The organism is Woronichinia naegeliana WA131, from assembly GCA_025370055.1.
Classification (GTDB): Bacteria; Cyanobacteriota; Cyanobacteriia; order Cyanobacteriales; family Microcystaceae; genus Woronichinia; species Woronichinia naegeliana.
Genome location: CP073041.1, coordinates 5,472,517 through 5,490,572, shown reverse-complemented (window position 1 = coordinate 5,490,572; position 18,056 = coordinate 5,472,517). Strand labels below are relative to the sequence as shown.

The following is an 18,056-nucleotide window of genomic DNA, read 5'->3' as shown; positions in this document are numbered from 1 at the left end:
TCGTGGTTTTTAAGCGATCGCTTTTGGTGAGGTGAAGGGGAAAGTGGCGATCGCTTTTTGAAAATTTGATAAGACGGCGATCCCAGAAATGTTAGAATTTGTCCATGTTTGATAATGTCTCCAAATTTCTCGCCGAAAACTTTTCTGAAGATTATGCCACTTGGTTACTCGGTCGTGCCGTTACCTTGACAAAACTGAGTCCAACGGAATTATCTTTAGAACCGATCCGCGCTGATTCTCTCATTCTCGAACAATCGGAAGATTTGGTTTTGCACCTGGAATTTCAGACTGAACCTGACGAAAATATGGGTTTTAGGATGTTAGATTATCGAGTCAGGGTCTATCGCCGTTTTCCGCTTAAAACCATGCACCAGGTTGTCATTTACCTGAAACCTACTCAATCGAATTTGGTCTATCAAGATAGCTTTCAACTCGGAGAAACAACTCATCGCTATCGAGTGATTCGTCTCTGGGAAGAATCTTCCGATTTATTTCTAATCAGTCCAGGGTTATTGCCCCTAGCGGTATTAACCCAAAGTTCCGATCCTGAATTAAAATTGAGACAGGTTGCCGAGGTCTTAGAGACAATTACGGACAATCGAGTTAGGGGAAATCTGATGACAGCCGCCTCGGTGTTTGGAGGACTTGTTCTAAAGCCTGAGCTTATTAAAACAATTTTACGGAGTGAAATCATGAAGGAATCAGCCGTTTATCAGGAAATTTTACAGGAAGGAGAACAGCGGGGTCTTCTCAAAGGGGAACAGCGAGGTCTTCTCAAAGGGGAACAACGCGGTCTTTTAAAAGGGGAACAGATTGGTCTGCTTAAGGGCAAACTTGAGACAATTCCCCTACTGATAAAGTTAGGGTTAACGATCGCGGAAATTGCTGAGGAGTTGGATATTGATATTGCTTTAGTTGATCAGTTTGTCGCTAATCAGAATCATTGAAAATAGATGTTATCTCTATACGCGATCGCTTTTAAAAAATTTGATAAGACGGCGCGATCATAAATTTAGTTTCTTATGTTAATTTATTGAGAAAAAACGATGAATTATCGTCAAAGAATTACAATTAACCCCTCCATTCGTAGCGGAAAGCCCTGTATTATTAACACTCGCATCACCGTTAATGATGTTTTAGACTATTTGGGGGGAGGGATGACGATTGAGGAAGTTTTAGACGATTTTCCCGATCTAACTTTAGAAGATATACAAGCCTGTTTCGCTTTTGCTGCTGACCGCAATCGCCATTTAATGATTATTCCCGATGAAATTACTGTTTGATGAAAATTTATCACCCAAATTGCCGCGTTTACTGGCTACTGAATTTCCTAATAGTCTTCACGTTAGGGATATTGGGATGAAAGGATTTGCCGATGAAATAATTTGGGAATATGCCAAAAATAATAATTTCATTGTGATTTCTAAAGATTCAGATTTTTATCAACGGGCATTACTTTACGGTCATCCACCCAAATTAATTTGGCTTCGGATTGGGAATTGTAATCGTGACATTCTCTTGTAATTAGGGTCTGCTGAAAAAGTCCACAAAACGAACCTAGATGCCACAGGAGGCGAAAAATGGTGACTTCAGAGAGTAGTTTCCAATTTCAACCCCCAGTTTTTCAACGACGTGCATGGGCTTTGAGCCTCCAAAGGCCATAACCTTGCACCTGATCGTTTTTAAAATGCTTGAAAGCATCATCTGGCAAGGGTTCTATACTTATTCAGCAAGCCCTAATTAATCATAAAATATAAACAAAAAATTGAGGATTTTTCCAATAATTTTGACTCAATATTAATCCTTGCTTGATATTTTTTAGTAATCGCACTTGTAAAATTTGATAGGACGGCGAGGGTTAGTTTCTGGTAAAGGGTCTGTTAAGGCGATCGCTGTAAAGGAATTGACGGGAAAACTATTGACTATAATTTTGAGAGCCAATTGTGAGTTAATAACTAAAAATCCGTGAAATCAGCGTAATCTATTTAATCTGTGTTCCAGGCGGTAATTGGGCAAAGTGATCGAGGAGTTCACGGTGCAGAAAACGGTAACGACCCCCGACTCGTAGCAATAAACGCCGTTCAACGCAGTAGTTGAGGAAACGGGCAAAGTTCCAGCCCACATTCCGTACATAAAAAAAGAACAAAGAAAATAAGAAAAGTCATTATGACAAAAGATAATACTGACAAGTAGTAGCCCCAAAAAAGCGCAAAATCCTCTCTCGCTCAAGCGTTAGATTGATTATTTGGGGACAATTATCCAGTACAACCCAATGAACTCCTCTCAACATCTGAAAAATCCAACGCAGTGTCGGACGCTGAGTCGGCTTTCCCAACTGATTAGGCACAGTCTCCTCCTGCTCTGCCAGAGCCAGTCTCAGTTTACGTTGTCCCAAGCTGTACACCAGTAAACACAACACCATGATGAAACTCAATGCCATAATCCGCTCAGGGGTTTTGAGAAAAACACTGGACGCCAAAAACAGAGGGTCTTTAAGGAAGCGAAAACCTCGCTCTACCCCTTGCTGTTGCTTGTAGTGGACAAGCAGTTGCTCATCGCTCAAAGAGTCTCCATCTAGCTGATTCGTCGCCAAGACAAAACGTCCTGCTGCCCGCTCTGAAGCTTGAACTTTCGCACTATTGAGGCTGAAAGTGGCTTGGGCATGATAGCTACGACGAATGGGCTGTTCATGGGGACGGGGTTTACCTCGATGACCGTAATGACATTTTTCGACGACAGTTAGGTCTTGAAGAAGATGCCATTCTAAACTCTTCTCCCATCGGCTCAGGGCGGTTAAAGCATCCTCCCGACAAGCAAATTCCTGACGCTGTAATTGTTCTAATTGTCTTTGAGCTTGAGCCGTTGCTTTCTCTGTCTTCTTCGTCAGTTGTTTGAGGTCTAAAGCTTTTTTTTGCTCGCTATCTACCACTATCCAACGTTGTTTGACTCCCCCATATTCACTTTCTAAGGAGGTAAGACGATAGCCCTCTAAATCAGTTGTGATGAATTGCTCCGAGGCTAATTGACTGACCGCATCCTGCACTTCTCTAATCGTTTTCGGCACAGAACATAACCAGTATATGCCGGTTAACTTTTGCAAGTTATCGGCACTGTATAAGGCTGAATCTGCTATATACAAACCATCGAATTGCCACTGCTCATTGAACTTTTTCAAGAGTTTAGCAAACTCTTTTTTATCACTTTGATTGCCATCTCCTAATTCGAGAAAAGCGGGAATGTCGCCATCCCCCCAACAGACTAGATTCAAGACAAATTGTTTCAAGTCTGGTCGCTTATCCTTTGAATAGCCATGAGTGATATGGATTATTTGGCTTTCTTTGTCTTCTCTCTCCACCGATAATTTATATTCCCCTTGTACCGATAATGAACTGGAGTCTAAATGGGAACTTTTCATCACTATTTTGAAGATTTCTACGGCTTTTAGACAAATTCCGAGAAACAAACGGCTGATGCCGGCCATAAAGATTAAATCTAAGACTCTCCCTAAACGGTCATCATTCAGGTCGCTGGCTTTTATTCCTTTTCCTAAAAGATGTTCTACTGGTTTATCTTCAAAAAAACGACTGAACAAATATAAAGGAGAGTTGATAAAGCCTAAGCCATTGAGAATCATCGCTTTCACTACCAGACCCGCACTGATTTTAGCACGGTCATTTTCTCCTAGTTGTTCATTGATATAATCCACTAGACCTAGTTCATCAACTATCGCCGCGATTATTCCTAAATGGTCGAGATTTTTAACGTTTAATTGGGTCATTTTCTCTTGGGTTTATTAGCTTTTTTATTTTAACTATTCTGTAGCCATTTTTGAATCTATTTTTATTTTTTCAAGACTAGTACGGAATACGGGCTCTAACACAGAAGTCGAAGAAATTAGCATAGATGGTGGGAAGGTACGACTCAGAACTCCCAAGGGAGAACCCTTAATTTGGCGTGATTATAAAGGAGTCAGTTTTCATCAATTGGGGGTAGCTGCCTTTTTTCAAGATAACTCGGCTTTATTAGATTTGGTTAATTCTCAAATTTTGGCTAAGCCTTTAATTTGTTTGGGAGATGGACATGATGGTATCTGGAACTTATTTCGTGAGATAGGACAGAAACATGAGCGAATTGAAATTTTGGACTGGTATCACTTAATTGAAAACCTCTATAAAGTTGGGGGGTCATTCCAGCGAATTGAGGAGGTCAAGTCTTTTCTTTGGACGGGTGAAGTGGATGCCGCTATCTCCTGTTTTGAGGGATGGTCAGAGCCTCAAGCTGAGAATTTTATCATTTATTTAAACAAGCATAAACATCGGATTGTCAATTATGGTTATTTGCAGGCAGAGGGCATTTCCATTGGCTCTGGCTCTGTCGAATCTCAAGTTAAACAAATTGGTCATCGTCTTAAAATTACTGGTGCGAGTTGGAATTCTGACAATGTACCACAAGTCCTTCGTCATCGCTGTTCCTATTTAAATGATTACCTTTTTTGACTCTTTCATTTACCTCGTTAAGTATTTCTACTTATTGCAAAGGTGAGATGCTCCCTGAATAAATACAAGGGAGAATTAATAAATCCTAAGCCATTGAGAATCATGGCTTTAACCACCAGACCCGCACTGATTTTCGCACGGTCATTTTCTTGTAACTGTTCATTGATATAATCCACTAGACCTAGTTCATCAACTACGGCCGCGATTATTCCTAAATGGTCGAGATTTTTAACGTTTAATTGGGTCATTTTCTCCTCGGTTTGTTAGCTTTTTTATTTTAACTATTCTGTTGCTATTTTTGAATCTATTTTTATTTTTTCAAAATTAGTACGGGATATGGGTTCCAGGGAATTGTGCCGCTTTGCCAGAGGACAAAACGCAGACAAAAATGCTGAATACAAGCAAGACCGCCACCCAGGAGAATCCCGAAATATAGCGACCAGAAAAGTCCCACAAGTAAAGAGTTGGGTAGGGCAGAACTGAAAAGATGGAGCCAGTCAGGATTTTTAACAGAACCTTTCTCAAGTAAAGAGAATGAAGTACCCAAAATCACGCCCAGAGGATAACTGAAAGCGGTTGTCCAAATCACACTTTGCAGAGAATTCCAAATGACCTGATTCGGACGCGATTGCTCCTTTAGTTCTTGCTTTAGCCCATCAATCAGTCCATCAGTCCCCATAATCAGCCCCCAACTCAGCCCCGCAATCAGCCCCACAATCGCCCACTCAATCAGCCCACCTAATCAGCCCCTTACAAAATTCCTTGAAAAAGCTTTGTCTGGCAGTTTTTGAGCGGGGTATTTGAAAGGCTTCGACGACCTCAACATCACCCCTAATCAGCCCAATAATCAGCCCAATAATCAGCCCAATAATCAGCCCAATAATCAGCCCAATAATCAGCCCAATAATCAGCCCAATAATCAGCCCAATAATCAGCCCAATAATCAGCCGATAGCGTAATTTTAGAGCTTTAGATTCGAGCCAACTCGGTTGTATTTGCTCAATCAATAACTCCACTGTGTTATTTGCCTGTAATTGTTTAGCAACCCAACTTAAACTATTAATCGTTTCATCTAATGGGTGCGACCTTTAGTTGATAAAAGCTGTTGTAATCAGGGTTCTACAGGGAACCCATATTGATCAAGTTTTGCCCAAAATTGACTCCATCGTTCCTTGGTCAATACCAAAGCTCGTAGGCTCAAAATAATTCCTGCTCCTTTTTCCTTCCATCGCATCCCTGAACAACATAATCGTTGTTTGACCAACGTCTTACAAGCTGCTTCCGTAACACCTGAACCAATCGGATACTTTTTCTCTAAGTATTCAGCATAATCCATTTGATGCTGATGATTCTCGTAATAAGTAATCGCCGCTTGTAGTTTCTCGGTAAGATTCTTAGAATGACTTTTTTCTTCTTTGACTTCTTTCATCAGATTTAGCAGTTCTCCTGCTTTTCCTTTTTCATGCTTGAGTTCTCGACAATTTTCAGTCAACCATTCTTTTTGTTTTGACACGGTATTCGGATGCAACGCTTCTGCCAAGGCACCTAAGTAACCAGAGGCATGATAGAAATCTAATATCTGTTCTTCCGTTTGCTTTTCTAAAAACTTCCAATTTGATTCTGCCCCGTCTGCTATCCCGACCAATGTTGCCTCTGGATAACGGTTTTTCGCTCGCTCAATTTCTCTTTCTAATCTTTCTAGAAAACTCTTTTTTCCATACTCTGGTGCCGCACCTAGATAGATTGTAGGTTGACGTTCGCCTTCACTATCGTATAGAGAAACGGTTCCCACCATTGCTTCACGGTAGCCATCCTCACACATCAGCATACAGGTTCCATCTAATCCTATTCCCACTGTTGCAATTTGGCTATCCTCCTTGGGCGGGGCATAACTCCACGCTTCTTCTTTTGCCTGTACCACACTTCCTACTGCTTCACTCAATCTTTGGATATAGGATAGCGCTACTTTTCTACCATGATTTTCTAATAAATCATTTTTCACCTCTTTGCCTGCCATCCCTGACATTTTTGAGGATACCTGTTTTGCCAATAATGGCGTTGATGTTATGATTATCCTTGCTTCTCTTTCTAAGGGGCAATACGTTTTTCCTCAAAGGTGAACGCTGATATACATGACGATTCACTATAACCTCACCATAAGGTGTTTGATATTCTTTCGGTTGCTCTCCCTTACTCTTCCAGATTTCTTCACCGATTTTTAAGGGTGAACCATCTGTATCTAAATATTTCAAGGCTTCTTTGCTGGCGATGCAACCTACTTCGTTTAAGCCTTTTTGAATATTTATTTCTGTATCCAACATTGAACGACTTAGTTCTAATGTTAGTTCTATTTTTATCTTTGAACCCTCTACATTAATTAGTTTTGCTGTCATCATTGTTTCCTCTTTGTCACTTTTCATCTCATGTTAACACTTTTCTTTTCCTTCATCAACTAAAGGTCACACCCCATCTAATCTTGGTTCTTTTTCTACAGTTTTGTAAGCCCAAAGATGATTTTTCATACCTTTTCTGTGATCTGAAGAACGTTGATCAAAAGATAGCTGACGTTCAATATATTTTTCTAACAAATCAGCCTTATTCTTAATTGGCTTTTGGGGATTATAAACATCAGCCAATAGCTTAATAAATAAAGGCACTCGCAACAAACCAGCTTCACCTTCTACCGTTGCTTGCAATAAACCTTGTAACGCCGAATTAGTTTCCATTTCTGACCCTAATTCAGCCCGATTAATACTCTGAAAATAAGCTTCAATTTGTCCATCCGATAATTCCTGAAGACAGATCGCCCCATTCAGATTACTCAACTTAATATTCGCCGTTTCAAATTCCCTAACCCGACAACAAACCACTAATTGCGGATAGGTTCGCGCAAATTTATTTAACTTTTCTGTACACTTTTTTTGTCGTTTCAAACCCAACTCATCTAACCCATCCAATAACGGCAATAAAACCTGTCGCTCTAGATATTTCTTATAAAATTTACGATTTCCCCCATGCAAATCATACAACTGCTCAACAATCCAAGCTTCAATACTTTGACTATCCTCGCGCCAGGTCGAAAGCTCCAAAATAACTGGAATTACCGTTTGCGGTTGATCAATTGCCCCGATAACCAATTGTTCCGCTAAACTCAATAATGCTGTCGTTTTACCTGAACCAGGCGCACCCAAAATCAATAATTTTCCTGCAATATCATCCCGTCCAAAAGTTTCAATTAATAGTTTATTTGGATCAAGTAAACCGCTATCTTTCCCATTAACCTGTAACTGACGATCCGCTTGCAAACGATTTACCCATTGTTGCCGTTCGGCGGCACTGGTATCGTCTAGCTAGAAGCTACAAACGTTGCAATACGAGAGGTTTAAGAAATCAGGCGAATTTGGAGTAAGTCCTCCCAAGTTAACCCTTTTTCAATTATACCGAGAGCTACAGCAGGAACTTCTCTAGTCGTAAAATGGCTGCGAACAAAGTTATGAACCATCCAGAAAATATCTAGGACTCGCTGTAATCCCACAACAGATTTAGCATAAGTATTTGTACGACGACGAAAGGCGGCTAAATAGCGTCGGATAGCACTATTAAATGCCTCAACGTGGTTGGCATGGATGTCCTTTTCTTCTGGTTTTTCTGTTGTCTCTGGATGTTCTGGTTTCGGAGTTTCTACTTTCTTTAGTTTACCCTCAGAATCTCGACGTTTACTACTCTTATTTTTTAGTCTTACCACCATACCCTTCGGTAATACTTTGGTGGGACGACCTCGCTTTCCAGTCCTTAATACTTCGTGACAAATATTAAATAGCAGTTGACTATATCGCTTTTCTCCATCTGTAAATAACTGGAGAGATTCTGCACTCCTTTCAAATAATTCCGTTACCGTCATCATTGCTTCTAGAAATAATTTCTGCTCTTTTCGACCACATTTTAAATGCCAAATAAAGCGGCTAGCCCTGTCCATGAGAACGATTGTCCACCCCTCAGAGGCACTTGCTTCTTTATTTTTTCCAACTTTTGTGTATAGTTCATCCCCTTCTATTACTAATTTAATAAATTCATTCACTAAGGCGTATAAAAATAATGTCTCTTGTAATCCTGATAATTTCTTTTCCCAATTCAATATTGTTGTTTTCGCGTAGCCGAATACTCGGGCTGCTGCATTTAATCCTATTCCTTCCATTCTGGCTTTTAATACTTTTACAATTTCACTTAATGGGGTTTCTAAGCCAGCGATTACGCTACCATAAGTCTCAGCAAAACAAGAACTACATTCTTGACAAATGAACATTTTACGTTCCCCGTTACCTTTCGTTTGATAATGAGAATGTATTTTTACGTTTTCACTATAGCAATGAGGGCAGTTTTTCTGAAATAAGGCTTCCTCTTTCTCTTGGGGTAAGCCAATATCACTTAGGAGGTCAATTGAGCTTTTATTCAATGTTGACATTGCTTTCTGTTTTCCCTTTCTTTAATATAATGACAATAATAATAGTATAACAAAAACGGGAATATGTCCAGTCGTAAGTTATTTTTTATTTTCTCAAACTCTTACACCATAACTTTTTCTAGCTTTGATCACACGATACCAGTACCCGTTCGGCAATAGATACATCTGACTTTTCCCGTTAAGTCCAAAATCCAGCAATGCAAACTTCTAGAGGCTTTATCTGGCAAGGGTTTGAGTAATGATTCTCTTGACAGGAAAAAAATATTCTGAAGCCATCATCCCGCTTATCGTTCAAATTTCAAAAACAAAGGATGAAGGGAGTATGAGACTGTAAAATGGAGAAAATCTTAAAGGGCAGGTCAAAAAATGTTGGAATGGTGGACAAAAAACTTTGCCAGTTGTGAATTGGGAGACGAGAGGCTAAACAATCGTGCCTTCTCGATTGGGAAAAAGTTAAGTGAGGGGTTTGGAAAAGCCTTATCAGAAGTGTTTAAGGGAGGAAACGAGTTAAAGAGGGCCTATGAATTTTTGGGAATCCGAAAACAGACTTTGTCAAGATAATAGAGCCGCACTGTGAAATGACAACTGCCGCCGTAGAAGAATATAAGATAATGCTATCAGTCGGAGATACGACCTTCTTAGATTATCGCAATATCAAGGAAAAAAGGGAAGGGTATGGGCCGACTGGAAAAGGAGGGAATGGATTAATACTGCATAGTGCTTTAGCAATTGAGCCAGAAAAAGGACAAGTATTAGGTTTATTATGGCAAAAACTGTGGAATAGGGAGGTAAAAGAAAAGCCCCCAACAGATGAAACGGCGAAGCAGAAAAAAGAAAGACAGAAAGAACAAAGAAAAGCAGCTCGTCAAAGACCATTTGAGGAAAAAGAATCCTACAAATGGGTAGAGGCTCTAAACACCTGTGAGAAACAGGTAGAAAGTTCAACGAGGGTAATTCATGTATTTGACAGAGAAGGAGATGTTTCAGAAGTCTTTGACTCAGTGCGTCAACTCAAGCATACAGGAGTGCTGGTCAGAGCGTCTCATAATCGTAGTTTAGACAAAAATAGTGAACGACTTTGGCAACATTTGGAATCAGAACCGATTCGTTTTCATCAAGAAATCGAGATTCCGAGTACAGGAAAAAGAAAAGCACGGAAGGTTAAGCTTGCCGTCCGATTTTGCTCAGTTAATCTACGAACTCCCTATCGTTTTGATAATCGTGACCCGTTGAATGTCTATGCTGTTTATGCGACAGAAATCGATTGTCCCGAAGGCGAAACTCCTTTATCTTGGATGCTTCTGACTACAGAAGTTGTTGAGACTATTGAGATGGCTGTCACTATTCTTCGTTGGTACACCTACCGATGGCGGGTTGAAGAATTTCATAAAGTCCTTAAGTCTGGTTGTCAGAGTGAGCGTTATCGACTTGCCTCTGATGGAATGAAAACTCTTTTGGGTTTTTTAAGTGTCATTGCTGTTGAACTTTTACACGTTACTTATCTTCATCGTACCCAGCCCGATGCTCTCGCGATTGAAATTCTTAATCCTCTTCAACTTCAGGTGTTAAAAGCAGCCGCCTCTCAAAAACTTCCCCCTATTTTGACTGTTGCTTGGGCTGTCGAGTCTGTTGCTTTTCTTGGTGGTTATCTTGAACATCGTCGTAAAACTCCTCTCGGTATCCAAGTCCTTTGGCGCGGTTGGTTGAAGTTGCATGACCTTTGCCAAGGCTGGCAGCTTGCAATCCGCACTTAACGGGAAAAGTCAGATTGGTCAATGAAGGTGTGGAGTCAGCATTAAGCCGCAAGCCCCGCAAAACGCCGCCTCGTCAACCGATTATTGATGGAGAGGTAGAAGCAAAACTAATCGCCTTACGTTGTGGAGAACCGCCTGCTGGTCAAGCCCGTTGGACATTGAGGTTACTAGCCGACAAGGCGGTCGAGTTAGAAATTGTGCCAGCAATTAGTCACGAAACCGTGCGTCAAGTGTTAAAAAAAATGAACTAAAACCTCATCTGCGACAGATGTACGTGATTCCACCAGAAAAGAGTGCCGAATTTGTGTCTAACATGGAAGATGTTCTAGAAATTTATCACCGACCCTATGACCCCAATTGTCCAGTGATTTGCATGGATGAGCAACCTATACAATTGGTCAAAGAAACCCGCCTTCCTCTACCAGCCAAACCTGGACAGCCAGAGGCGCATGATTACGAATATGAACGCAATGGAACAGCCAATATCTTTATGTTTACAGAACCCTTGTCTGGGTGGCGAAAGACAGTTGTCAGTGAACGTAGAACATCGGTTGACTGGGCAACAGAAATTAAGAATTTACTCGATAACGACTATGCTGATAACGACAAAGTCATTTTAGTATGTGATCAGCTAAATGGGGCTTGCTGAATAAGGATGAAATCCTTGCTAGACAATACTTTCAGGCATTTTACAAACGATCAGATGCAAGGTTATGGCATTTGGAGGCTCAAAATCCATGCACTTTGCTGGAAAAATGTGAGGTAAAACTGGAAACTGAGCTCTGAAGTCACCATTTTTCGCGCCCTGTGGCATCTAGGTTCGTTTTGTGGACTTTTTCAGCAAGCCCTAAATACTCACAAACTTGCCTCACTATATGAAGCATTTGAGCCTTCCACGGCTCGTCGTCTAGTCGAACGGTTGGAAATTCACCATACCCCAAAACATGGCAGTTGGCTTAATATTGCTGAAAACGAGCTGTCCGCAATGACTCGGCAATGCCTAGCTCGTCGAATTCCAGATCGGGAAACTTTAGAGCAAGAAACAACGGCTTGGTACACTCAGCGCAATCATTCCCAAAAGTCGGTAGATTGGCAATTCACGACGGCTGAGGCTCGTATCCGTCTCAAGCGTCTTTATCCACAAATAGAAAATTGACAGACCACTAGCTATCTATGAATTGTACTGTTGGCTTCGCTGTTCTTGGCTTTGTCATATACACCGTCTTGCTTTCAGCCTTTTTTCTTTATTATAGCTCTCCTTCTCTGACAGAAGAGAAATAAATACGAATGACAGAAAGCATGGTTGAGACGGTGTAACAACGCTGGAAAGACAATTTATTGTCTAGATCATTGGTAGTAGTCATTACTCACAATATTGCCCGCGATCGCTTCATCTTGGTTAATACAATCGGGATTTTTCGCAAAGTTGCAAACCCTTGCCCACAGCCTGGAACGAGTGCCCGATGGGCCAGCCGAGAAAATGACCTTAGCTCCATTTTCAATCTTGACACCACAGACGGGACAAATTTCGAGAGTAGGATTCGACATAAGTATTTATTCCTATTGCGAAACGACTGCCGTCAAGATAACGGCTTTTTCTTAGGAAAACCGTCATGATTGTTACGAAAGATAACAAAACCCTGCTATAATTCCCTATCCAATTCCGCCAAAAAGACAGTTTTGCCTTGAAGGGCTGATTGATAACAAGCTTCTGCGACTTTTAGGGCATATAAACTGGCTTCGAGTTGAACATAAAGGGGGGAGTCCTCAAACAAATGATCCAAAACCAATTGAGTATCCTGCATGAATAAACCGCGACGACTGCCTACTTCTAGGGGTGTAATCTCTTCCCCCTGCACGAGGTTTCCCACTTCTCCCTCAAAGTGAAGCGTACCGCGATCGCCATGTAAAACAAAAGAGCGATCGGCTTGATGAAAGACCTCTCCCTTGCCATAAATAGTATCGGCCATCAAACCATTTTGAAATTGCAGTTGAGCATTACAGAGACAGGCCCGAAAATAAGCCGGATCGGAAGTGTCCCAAAAGCGAGATTTACAGGTGACAGAGAACACCGGGCCAAACAAATCCGTAAAACGATGTAAGCGCGACAGAGCCGCCGTTAAAGGAAACCCAAAATACTCGCAGTGATAAGTCCAACGTTGAGGAGCCGGACTTTGGCATTGCAGCGTCGCATAACGAGCATAAAAGACCTCTCCAATGGCGGGTAAATAACGACGAATCGCCTGGTGTAGGCCACCCAGTAATTCAATATGTTCAACGTGTAATAACTTTTTCTGGTGTTGAGCCAGGAACTGCAACGCATTGCCCTCAGCATAATTTAGGGCTAAGGGATATTCAATGACAACGTGTTTTCCCGCTTCCAGGGCAGCACGAGCGATCAGGCCATGATCTCGATTAATGGTTGCAATCAGGATTAAATCCAGATCAGCTTGGTTAACCAATTGTTGCCAACTATCCAAAGCTTCAATGCCAAAGGTTTCACAGAAATGGGTAGTTTGCTCAGGACGATTGCCTGTGACCCAAACTAACTGGCTTCTGGGATCAGACTGGATGGCTTCGGCCCGTCGTTGGGCCGCAAAACCTGTTCCGACGATTCCTACCCGTAAGGGACATGGAATATCGGTAAAGACTGAGGTTGAGGCTAGGTTCATTGGCTATTGCCTATGGAGAATAATCGTTTCAGTTTCTCAAATTTTGAGGCATTGGAGTTGGGTTCCGAAATACTTATCAATAAGATTAATCTCAATCATTATTCTGATAGTTTACATCAATAGACGGGAGAAAAAGCAATTGAAACCATTGATATGACTGGGGATTTGCCTCTGTCTAGAGTCGCTCATCGCCTAGAACAGTCCGTCTATATAGGGCTTGCTGAATAAGTATAGAACCCTTGCCAGATAATGCTTTCAAGCATTTTAAAAACGATCAGGTGCAAGGTTATGGCCTTTGGAGGCTCAAAGCCCATGCACGTCGTTGGAAAACTGGGGGTTGAAATTGGAAACTACTCTCTGAAGTCACCATTTTTCGCCTCCTGTGGCATCTAGGTTCGTTTTGTGGACTTTTTCAGCAGACCCTGTATAGATAAGAAAAATTTATGCCAAAAAGGTCTTAGAATCTCTTTGCTAATGCAAGCCAAAGTAAGAAGATTTTTCCCGTAGTATCGGAAGTGAACTTTATTCTCACCGTCATGCTTTAATTCTGATCAGAATTTTAGTCATGTTTGGCCGAGAGTCCTACCTATCGTTTGATTTGAGAAGAGGAACCCCTTAAATGCCATCATTCAAAGTTACGTTAGTCAACGCAGCTGAAGGTTTCAAGCAGACTATTGAAGTCCCAGATGACGAGTATATTCTCGACACAGCCGAAGAAGCAGGTTTAGATCTGCCCTATTCCTGTCGTGCGGGTGCTTGCTCTACCTGTGCTGGCAAGATTACAAGTGGCAGTGTCGATCAATCTGACCAATCCTTCTTAGATGATGATCAGATCGAAGCAGGCTATGTTTTAACCTGTGTGGCCTATCCGACCTCTGATTGTACAATCGAAACCCACAAAGAAGAAGATCTTTACTAGGTTTCTCTCATTTGTTGAGATTTTAAGGCAGGGCCATCACCCTGCTTTGCTTTTGGACGGATTTTGGGCAAATGCTAGGATTTCCTGGGCGGCGCGATCGCAGACTCCGGTTTCTCCTAGGGCTTTTTGTAATTGGTGATAGTCATCCAAAATGGTTTGACGGCGTTCAGGCTGGGTAAGAAAAGCGAGGGATTCTTGGCAAATTCGTTCCGATGTAGCGGTTTCTTGCAATAATTCTGGCACGATCGCCCGTTGCATGACGATATTGGGAGGAGAAACAAAAGGAATATTAAATTTCAGGATTTTACGGGCCACCCACATAGTCAAGGGACTGACTCGATAGAGGACGACCTGGGGAACCTTCAAGAGGGCAATTTCTAGATTAACGGTTCCTGATTTGGTGATGGCTAAATCGGCGGCGGCGATCGCTTCTAGGGTTGATCGTTGCAGTAGAGTGACGTTTAACCCATAATTTTTAACGGTTGTTTCAATCTGATCACGATAAGCATCTAGGGAAATGGGCAAATAGAACTGAATATCGGGCAATGTTTGCTGTAATTGTTGGGCCGCTTCGCATATGACTGGCAGTAAATATTTGAGTTCCTGGAGTCGTGAGGCGGGTAAAAGTGTCACCACTAATTGTTCTGCACTAATCCCTAGGGCTGTCCTGGCCTGTTCTCGACTAGGAGCCTTGGCAATGCGATCAATTAAGGGATGGCCCACCCAGGTCACATCAATGCCTCTGGCTGCAAAAAATTTTGCCTCTTCAGGAAAGATGGCTAATAGGCGATCGATAATATTGAGCAGTTGTTGGGTATTGCCCGCCGTCGGTGACCAGATCCAGGCTTGGGGTGCGATGTAATAAAGAATCGGTAATGAAACTAATTGCTGGCGAACATAGTTGCCGATCGCCACATTTGGCCCCATATAGTCAATGAGAATAAGTAGATCGACAGGATGCTGTTGCAGATAGACTTTAACCTTTTGTTGAATTTGCCAAGTTGGTAATACAAACCGCAAGGATTCGAGTAACCCCACCGAGCCGATCGCCGCCGTATTGGCCAAGAGTTTAACGCCAGCCTTGGCCATTCGCTCCCCCCCTAGTCCCACAATCTCCAGGTCTATTCCTTGATGAGTGGCTTGTTGAAATAAGGCTTCTACTAACAGCGAACCCTGTAAATCTCCCGATACTTCTCCCGTACTAACAAAAATTCGCATAATCCTTAAATCAACTAGCAGCAATGACGATCCTAAGCATTTTCCATTCTCTATCTTTTTGTCATAGTCGCGTTATTTGATTAGCACAGCGATCGCGGTTTTCTTGACCAGAAGGGGGCGATCGCCCTTTTCAACTAATCCTCAGCAATTCTAAATTTGCGCTGTAGCAAGGGTTTCAGGTTTTAGTTCGCGTAATATGGGGTAAAATTCAACGGGATTAACAAGTTCATTTTACGAGTCTTCAGGCTTTTAGGCATAATAGTACATCCAGAGTTGCCCCAAAAACCCCCTTTAAAATGTTGCTAGTTCCGCAGGGGTTTGTGTCTATGAGAAGAGAGGGGACGACGACCATTGAGAGAGGAAGCAATCAAGAGATTCCGAAGCCAATGGTCATGATAACGAAAACCATTAAGACTCTCAAAGGGAGAAAGTTGTCCCTGCTTCCGAACACGAGTTTTACGAGAGTAAGGACGAAAATTCCACAATAAGGCAAGAGAGCGAACAGTTAATCTCGCCGATGTTAGATTGCCGTGAAAATATTGCATAGAATAAAGCACACGGTCAAAGTAATTCATCGGTCGGTCAACTTGATTACTCGTACGGTAAGCATCGGGAAAGTCGAGGGCACTTTGGAAAAGATGAGATTTAAGGTGAATGCGTCTGACCTTGGCCGTAATCACTTCCGATAGTTTTTGCTTTTTCACCCATTCGAGAAAACGTCTCAGGCGTTGAGCGAATTGTCTTTTGGTTGTACCTTGATAAACCTCCCAGAGTTTTTGGCACAGTCTCTGACACTGTTGAGGTTTAGAGCGACAGGCAGAGCGGATTTTGAGGACTTCATGGAGAAAACAGAGAATCAGGGTGATACCTTCAAATAGGGCTTGCTGAAAAAGTCAAAAAACGAAGGAAATGTGGGTTAGGGAAGTATGAGACCTCTTGCAAAAGTTTTTTAACGGTTGATATGAAAAATACATTTAATCTAGAAAATTCGCCTCGACTGTCAAAAACGGTGAACAACTCATCGAAAATCAAGCCAAAATAATCTCTTAAACCCACATTCCGCAGGTAAGTCAAGAGACAAAGTAGTACTTTTGACATGAAGAGCCAAGAAAGGAAAGAATATGTTTGTGTTTGGAGGTCAAATTAACGATAGTTTGAATGCCGTCAATCTCTAACCAACGGATAAACAGAAAAGACTGAAAGACCCAAAGCAGAGTGGGAATGGCGGTCGGTTTACCCTTTTGATTAGGAATAGTCTGATGGGCAAGAGCCAAAGCCTGTCGTAGGCGACGTTGTGCCAAAGTATAAACCAATAAAGAGACAACCATAATCATCATCAAAGCCATAATGCGTTGAGGATTCTTGAGAAAAAGAGCAGAGGCAAAAAAGAAAGGGTCTTTGAGAAAGCGAAAGCCGCGCTCGGTGTTTTGTTGAGCCTTATATTCAGCCAACATCTGGTCGGGACTCAAAACCTGAGAATCAAGAACATTAGTAGCTAAAATAAAGCGTCCAGCCCGTTTAGATGCGGCTTCCAAGCAAGAGGAATCAAGGCTTAATTGCCCAGTTAAGCGGTAATGAAAACCGAGAGGGGTAGCCCCTTGTTTCGGTCTTCCTCCCTTGGCATAGTAAGGAATAGTCTGAACCTCAACTTGACTGAGTTGATGATAAGTCAAGGTTTTTGGCCAGAGTTGAGCCTCAGTAAGAGCATCGGCCTCACAAGCAAAATTCTGTCCACAAAGTTTCTGCCATTCTTTTTTGACAACTTTATCGGCTTTCCAGGGCGAACGCATCTAAAAATGATACAGATACAAGAACATTATAGAGGGATGGATAAGGGAAAATAAGGAAAAGTGCATAAAAAACAAAAGCGATGAAACTCCGACCCAAATATAGACTGGTAGGGAACTGGTATCGTCTGATCAAAGTTGGAAAAAGTTATGGTGTAAGGCTTTGAGAAAATAGAAAAATAGTTTAAGACTAGACATCGGCCCGTTTTTATTATACTATTATTATTGTCATTATATCAAAGAAGAAGGAAACAGAAAACAATGTCAATATTAAAGAAAAGCTCTATGAAAATCCTGAATGATGTTGGCTTGTGCCAAGAGAAAGAGGATGCCTTATTCAAGAAAAACTGTCCTCATTGCTATAGTGAAAACGTAAAAATACATTCTCATTATCAAACGAAAGGTAACGGGGAACGTAAAATGTTCATTTGTCAAGAATGTAGTTCTTGTTTTGCTGAGACTTATGGTAGCGTAATCGCTGGCTTAGAAACCCCATTAAGTGAAATTGTAAAAGTATTAAAAGCCAGAATGGAAGGAATAGGATTAAATGCAGCAGCCCGAGCATTCGGCTACGCGAAAACAACAATATTGAATTGGGAAAAGAAATTATCAGGATTACAAGAGACATTATTTTTATACGCCTTAGTGAATGAATTTGTTAAATTAGGGCTTGCTGAAAAAGTCAAAAAACGAAAGAAATGTGGGTTAGGGAAGTATGGACTGAAAAAGCATAGATAACTTATCCTTA

Annotated in this window: 20 protein-coding genes and 3 pseudogenes; 12 read left to right on the top strand and 11 right to left on the bottom strand. The window is 41.6% G+C overall.

The genetic code is table 11. The annotated features are described in order from the left end of the window. The first annotated feature begins 104 nt into the window (after positions 1–104). The 3 genes from KA717_27640 to KA717_27630 all read left to right on the top strand — a co-directional run bounded on the left by KA717_27640 (position 105) and on the right by KA717_27630 (position 1,524). Positions 105–947, top strand: a complete 843-nt coding sequence (locus KA717_27640; GenBank protein UXE59530.1) for an Rpn family recombination-promoting nuclease/putative transposase — start codon at positions 105–107, stop codon at positions 945–947. A gap of 99 nt (positions 948–1,046) precedes the next feature. Continuing rightward, on the top strand, positions 1,047–1,283 hold the full coding sequence (locus KA717_27635) for a DUF433 domain-containing protein (protein UXE59529.1): 237 nt from the start codon (positions 1,047–1,049) through the stop codon (positions 1,281–1,283). Further along, positions 1,267–1,524, top strand: coding sequence for a DUF5615 family PIN-like protein (locus tag KA717_27630; protein UXE59528.1), 258 nt, complete (start codon positions 1,267–1,269; stop codon positions 1,522–1,524). The genes KA717_27635 and KA717_27630 overlap by 17 nt, the downstream gene beginning before the upstream one ends. Before the next feature lie 640 nt (positions 1,525–2,164). Here the strand turns inward: KA717_27630 and KA717_27625 are convergent. Continuing rightward, positions 2,165–3,778 carry an IS1634 family transposase gene (locus KA717_27625; protein UXE59527.1) on the bottom strand — a complete coding sequence of 538 codons (1,614 nt, stop codon included), beginning with the start codon at positions 3,776–3,778 and terminating at the stop codon, positions 2,165–2,167. 103 nt (positions 3,779–3,881) lie between these two features. On the opposite strand from KA717_27625, the pseudogene KA717_27620 reads away from it, so the two are divergent. Continuing rightward, positions 3,882–4,496, top strand: a pseudogene (locus tag KA717_27620) (ISKra4 family transposase). A 17-nt stretch (positions 4,497–4,513) separates the two neighbouring features. Here KA717_27620 and KA717_27615 read toward each other — a convergent pair. Both KA717_27615 and KA717_27610 read right to left on the bottom strand, forming a co-directional pair. Further along, positions 4,514–4,744 carry a DUF4277 domain-containing protein gene (locus KA717_27615; protein ID UXE59526.1) on the bottom strand — a complete coding sequence of 77 codons (231 nt, stop codon included), beginning with the start codon at positions 4,742–4,744 and terminating at the stop codon, positions 4,514–4,516. A 62-nt stretch (positions 4,745–4,806) separates the two neighbouring features. Then, positions 4,807–5,175, bottom strand: a complete 369-nt coding sequence (locus tag KA717_27610) for a hypothetical protein (protein ID UXE59525.1) — start codon at positions 5,173–5,175, stop codon at positions 4,807–4,809. A gap of 121 nt (positions 5,176–5,296) precedes the next feature. Between KA717_27610 and KA717_27605 the strand changes: the two genes are divergently transcribed. Beyond that, positions 5,297–5,455: a hypothetical protein gene (locus KA717_27605; GenBank protein ID UXE59524.1), complete on the top strand. Its 159-nt coding sequence runs from the start codon at positions 5,297–5,299 to the stop codon at positions 5,453–5,455. A 152-nt stretch (positions 5,456–5,607) separates the two neighbouring features. On the opposite strand, the pseudogene KA717_27600 reads toward KA717_27605, so the two are convergent. The 3 genes and pseudogenes from KA717_27600 to KA717_27590 form a co-directional block, all read right to left on the bottom strand. Continuing rightward, positions 5,608–6,889, bottom strand: a pseudogene (locus KA717_27600) (ISKra4 family transposase). A gap of 66 nt (positions 6,890–6,955) precedes the next feature. Continuing rightward, a complete protein-coding gene (locus tag KA717_27595) occupies positions 6,956–7,801 on the bottom strand; it encodes an NACHT domain-containing protein (GenBank protein ID UXE59523.1) in 846 nt (281 codons plus the stop codon). Between the two features lie 77 nt (positions 7,802–7,878). Then, positions 7,879–8,958, bottom strand: a complete 1,080-nt coding sequence (locus tag KA717_27590) for an IS1 family transposase (GenBank protein ID UXE59522.1) — start codon at positions 8,956–8,958, stop codon at positions 7,879–7,881. A 366-nt stretch (positions 8,959–9,324) separates the two neighbouring features. Between KA717_27590 and KA717_27585 the strand changes: the two genes are divergently transcribed. From KA717_27585 to KA717_27565, 5 genes and pseudogenes are all read left to right on the top strand, one after another. Continuing rightward, the gene (locus KA717_27585; GenBank protein UXE59521.1) at positions 9,325–9,519 is read left to right on the top strand and encodes a transposase; all 195 of its coding nucleotides are present in this window, start codon (positions 9,325–9,327) and stop codon (positions 9,517–9,519) included. Positions 9,520–9,536: 17 nt separating this feature from the next. Next, the gene (locus KA717_27580) at positions 9,537–10,712 is read left to right on the top strand and encodes an IS4 family transposase (GenBank protein ID UXE59520.1); all 1,176 of its coding nucleotides are present in this window, start codon (positions 9,537–9,539) and stop codon (positions 10,710–10,712) included. Then, complete coding sequence (locus tag KA717_27575) at positions 10,679–10,963, top strand: helix-turn-helix domain-containing protein (GenBank protein ID UXE59519.1); 285 nt, start codon at positions 10,679–10,681, stop codon at positions 10,961–10,963. The genes KA717_27580 and KA717_27575 overlap by 34 nt, the downstream gene beginning before the upstream one ends. Positions 10,964–10,980: 17 nt before the next feature. Then, positions 10,981–11,361 (top strand): transposase, encoded by a 381-nt coding sequence (locus KA717_27570; GenBank protein ID UXE59518.1) that lies wholly within the window; start codon positions 10,981–10,983, stop codon positions 11,359–11,361. Between the two features lie 198 nt (positions 11,362–11,559). Beyond that, positions 11,560–11,868: pseudogene (locus KA717_27565) on the top strand (transposase). 191 nt (positions 11,869–12,059) lie between these two features. On the opposite strand, the gene KA717_27560 reads toward KA717_27565, so the two are convergent. Then, positions 12,060–12,260: a hypothetical protein gene (locus KA717_27560; GenBank protein ID UXE59517.1), complete on the bottom strand. Its 201-nt coding sequence runs from the start codon at positions 12,258–12,260 to the stop codon at positions 12,060–12,062. 95 nt (positions 12,261–12,355) lie between these two features. After that, a complete protein-coding gene (locus KA717_27555; protein ID UXE59516.1) occupies positions 12,356–13,384 on the bottom strand; it encodes a Gfo/Idh/MocA family oxidoreductase in 1,029 nt (342 codons plus the stop codon). Between the two features lie 619 nt (positions 13,385–14,003). On the opposite strand from KA717_27555, the gene KA717_27550 reads away from it, so the two are divergent. Beyond that, positions 14,004–14,303: a 2Fe-2S iron-sulfur cluster-binding protein gene (locus KA717_27550; protein UXE59515.1), complete on the top strand. Its 300-nt coding sequence runs from the start codon at positions 14,004–14,006 to the stop codon at positions 14,301–14,303. 36 nt (positions 14,304–14,339) lie between these two features. Here KA717_27550 and lpxB read toward each other — a convergent pair whose 3' ends face one another. From lpxB to KA717_27535, 3 genes are all read right to left on the bottom strand, one after another. Beyond that, positions 14,340–15,521: a lipid-A-disaccharide synthase gene (gene lpxB / locus KA717_27545; protein ID UXE59514.1), complete on the bottom strand. Its 1,182-nt coding sequence runs from the start codon at positions 15,519–15,521 to the stop codon at positions 14,340–14,342. Positions 15,522–15,823: 302 nt separating this feature from the next. Further along, positions 15,824–16,225: a hypothetical protein gene (locus KA717_27540; GenBank protein UXE59513.1), complete on the bottom strand. Its 402-nt coding sequence runs from the start codon at positions 16,223–16,225 to the stop codon at positions 15,824–15,826. A 366-nt stretch (positions 16,226–16,591) separates the two neighbouring features. Further along, positions 16,592–17,311: an IS1634 family transposase gene (locus tag KA717_27535; protein ID UXE59512.1), complete on the bottom strand. Its 720-nt coding sequence runs from the start codon at positions 17,309–17,311 to the stop codon at positions 16,592–16,594. Between the two features lie 258 nt (positions 17,312–17,569). On the opposite strand from KA717_27535, the gene KA717_27530 reads away from it, so the two are divergent. Beyond that, on the top strand, positions 17,570–18,046 hold the full coding sequence (locus tag KA717_27530) for a hypothetical protein (GenBank protein ID UXE59511.1): 477 nt from the start codon (positions 17,570–17,572) through the stop codon (positions 18,044–18,046). Positions 18,047–18,056 lie beyond the last annotated feature (10 nt).